Origin of the sequence: Kitasatospora sp. NPDC059817, assembly GCF_042731835.1 — a bacterium.
In the GTDB taxonomy this organism is placed as follows: Bacteria; Actinomycetota; Actinomycetes; order Streptomycetales; family Streptomycetaceae; genus Kitasatospora.
In genome coordinates this window covers 1-2,478 of the sequence record NZ_JBHWIR010000030.1, presented here as the reverse complement: position 1 = coordinate 2,478, position 2,478 = coordinate 1, and the positions used below count along the sequence as shown (strand labels likewise).

Sequence of the window (2,478 nt, the reverse complement as noted above, 5' to 3'; positions counted from 1 at the left end):
GCCCGGGGCGCGCGCCGCCGCAACCACGCCCCCCCCCCCCCGGCGGCGCGCCCCCGCGCGCGCGCCCCCTCGCCCCGCCCCACGACCTCGCCGCCGACCTGCTCACCCCCCAGGCCCGGCGGGACCCGTACCCGTTCTACGCCCGCATGCGGCGCGAGAGCCCTGTCCACCGCAGCGCCCAGGGCATCTGGTACCTCACCCGGTACGCCGACGTCGAGGCCGCCCTCAGCGACCTGCGGCTGTCCAACGACCGGGACCGGATGACCCGCGCCCTCGGCGGCCTGGGCGGCGACCTGAAGGCCCTCAGCAGGCTCTCCGACCGGCTCGGCCGGGTGATGTCCAACACCGACCCGCCGGACCACGCCCGGCTGCGCAGGCTGGCCAACCGCGCCTTCACCGCCCGGCGCGTCGAAGCCCTGCGCGACGGCGTCCAGCGGATCGTCGACCGGCTCATCGACGAGGCGGTCGCGGCCGGGCCCACCATGGACCTGATCGAGGCGGTCGCCTCCCCGTTCCCGATGTCCGTGGTCTGCGAGCTCTTCGGCATCCCGCCCGAGGACCGTCCGCAGGTCGAGACCTGGTTCCGCCGCTTCGGCCGGCTGGGCGAGGACATCGACAAGTCCGAGGAGGCGATCGGGCAGTACGAGGAGTACCTCGCCCGGCTCGTCCGCCGGCGCCGGTCCGAGCCAGGTGACGACCTGATCAGCGCCCTGGTCGCCACCCAGACGCAGGACGACCGGCTCACCGACTCCGAACTGCTGTCCACCTGTTTCGTCCTGATCACCGCCGGTGGCGAGACCACCACCCACCTGGTCGGCAACGGCATGCTCGCCCTGCTGCGCCACCCCGACCAGCTGGCCCGGCTGCGCGCGGATCCGGGGCTGGTCCGCGGCGCCGTCGAGGAACTGGCCCGCTACGACACGGTGACCCAGGCGATCGTCCGGGTCGTCGCGCAGGACCTGGAGATCGGCGGGCAACTCCTGCGCGAGGGCGAGCTGGTGTACCTGTTCCTCGGCGCGACCAACCGCGATCCCGAGCGCTTCGAGGACCCCGACCGGCTCGACCTGACCCGCCCCGGCAACCGGCACCTGAGCTTCGGCCACGGCCCGCACTTCTGCCTCGGCGGCCCGCTCGCCAGGCTCCAGGCGGAGGTGGCCGTCGGCACGCTGGTCCGCCGGCTGCCCGAGCTGCGGCTGGCCGACGGCGCTGTGCTCGATTGGCGGCCCAACCCGCTGCAACGGCGCCTGAGCGCCCTCCCGCTCACCTACTGACCCATGAACGAGGACGAAGGAGCACCGACCATGGCCCGAGAGTTCGAGGTCCGCCGGGAACAGGACCTGCCCGCCACACCCGAGCAGGTCTGGGACGCGGTCGCCACCGGCGCCGGCAACCTGGGCTGGCTGTACCCGATGGAGGTCGAGCCGCGCGTCGGCGGAAAGGCCACCCGGGGCGACTCCACCGTCGTGGCCTGGGAGCCGCCGCGGCACTTCGCCGTCCGGGCAACCCAGGACGGCGGCTTCTCCAACACGCTCAGCTACCGCATCGAGCCCGCCGACGGCGGAACGAGCCGCCTGCGGATGGGGATCCACTGGGTGCACACGGGCATCGTCGACGAGGCCTGGAGGTGGGACGCCAAGTCGGACGTGGCCGAGAAGTACGTCGACTTCTACCAGCACGGCCTCGCCGAGTACCTGCGCCACTTCGCCGGCCGCCCCGCCGTCTACGTCAGGGCCCAGCGCCCCGAACCCACCGCCGACCCGGCCGATTTCGCCGCGCTGCGCCGCCGCCTCGGCCTCGCCGACGATGCGACCGTCGGCGACCGGCTGTCGCTTGACCTCCCGGATGCGGACGGCCGTCCGGAGGAGGTGGTCGTGGACTGGCTCAGCACCGACTTCGTCGGTCTGCGCGGCCCGGACGCGCTCTACCGGTTCTTCAACGGCAGCACCTGGAACGTGCCGATCTGGCTCGGCCACCACCTGTTCGCCGAGTACGCCGACGAGCCGCAGGCCACCGCGGCGTGGACCGCCTGGCTCAACGACACCCGAGCCTAGCCAGGGCCCCTGATGGAAACCTCAACGGGAACACTGCTCTACGCCGCCGAACTCGTCGAGGAGAACGGCGCCTACACCCTCGTCCTCCAGGACGTGAGGCGGGACACCGTCCAGACCACCCCGGTCCCCAAGGCCATGGTCGACAGGCTCCCGACCTTCCTCTCGGCGCTCACCGCCAAGCTCAACCCGGAACCGCCGCGCCGCCGCTGGTAGACCTGCTCGCCCCCACGAGGCCGGGGCCGTCGGGATTCCCCCCCTGGCGGTCCACTCCGGCGGGGCCCCCGCCGGGGGGGGCGGGGGCCCGCCCGGGGGTTGACGCAATGCGCGGCGGGGTCGACTCCACCACCGCCGGGCGGCTCTGCCAGCTCGCCGTCGACCGGCTGCGCGCCGCCGGACACCAGGCCGAGTTCTGCGCCATACGGCTGCC

3 protein-coding genes and 1 pseudogene are annotated in these 2,478 nt (G+C 73.8%); all 4 read left to right on the top strand.

Going from position 1 to position 2,478, the window contains the following annotated elements; all coding sequences use genetic code 11:
- Positions 1–98: 98 nt before the first annotated feature.
- Complete coding sequence (locus ACFV61_RS09290; RefSeq protein WP_380490923.1) at positions 99–1,271, top strand: cytochrome P450; 1,173 nt, start codon at positions 99–101, stop codon at positions 1,269–1,271.
- A 30-nt stretch (positions 1,272–1,301) separates the two neighbouring features.
- On the top strand, positions 1,302–2,051 hold the full coding sequence (locus ACFV61_RS09285; RefSeq protein WP_380490880.1) for an SRPBCC domain-containing protein: 750 nt from the start codon (positions 1,302–1,304) through the stop codon (positions 2,049–2,051).
- A 12-nt stretch (positions 2,052–2,063) separates the two neighbouring features.
- A complete protein-coding gene (locus tag ACFV61_RS09280) occupies positions 2,064–2,264 on the top strand; it encodes a hypothetical protein (protein ID WP_380490879.1) in 201 nt (66 codons plus the stop codon).
- A gap of 107 nt (positions 2,265–2,371) precedes the next feature.
- A pseudogene (locus tag ACFV61_RS09275) lies at positions 2,372–2,478 on the top strand (NAD(+) synthase); the annotation flags it as partial.

Excerpts from the sequence above, each read along its gene's own strand:
- ACFV61_RS09285 (WP_380490880.1), top strand. The coding sequence starts at position 1,302 with ATGGCCCGAGAGTTCGAGGTCCGCCGGGAACAGGACCTGCCCGCCACA.
- ACFV61_RS09280 (WP_380490879.1), top strand. The coding sequence starts at position 2,064 with ATGGAAACCTCAACGGGAACACTGCTCTACGCCGCCGAACTCGTCGAG.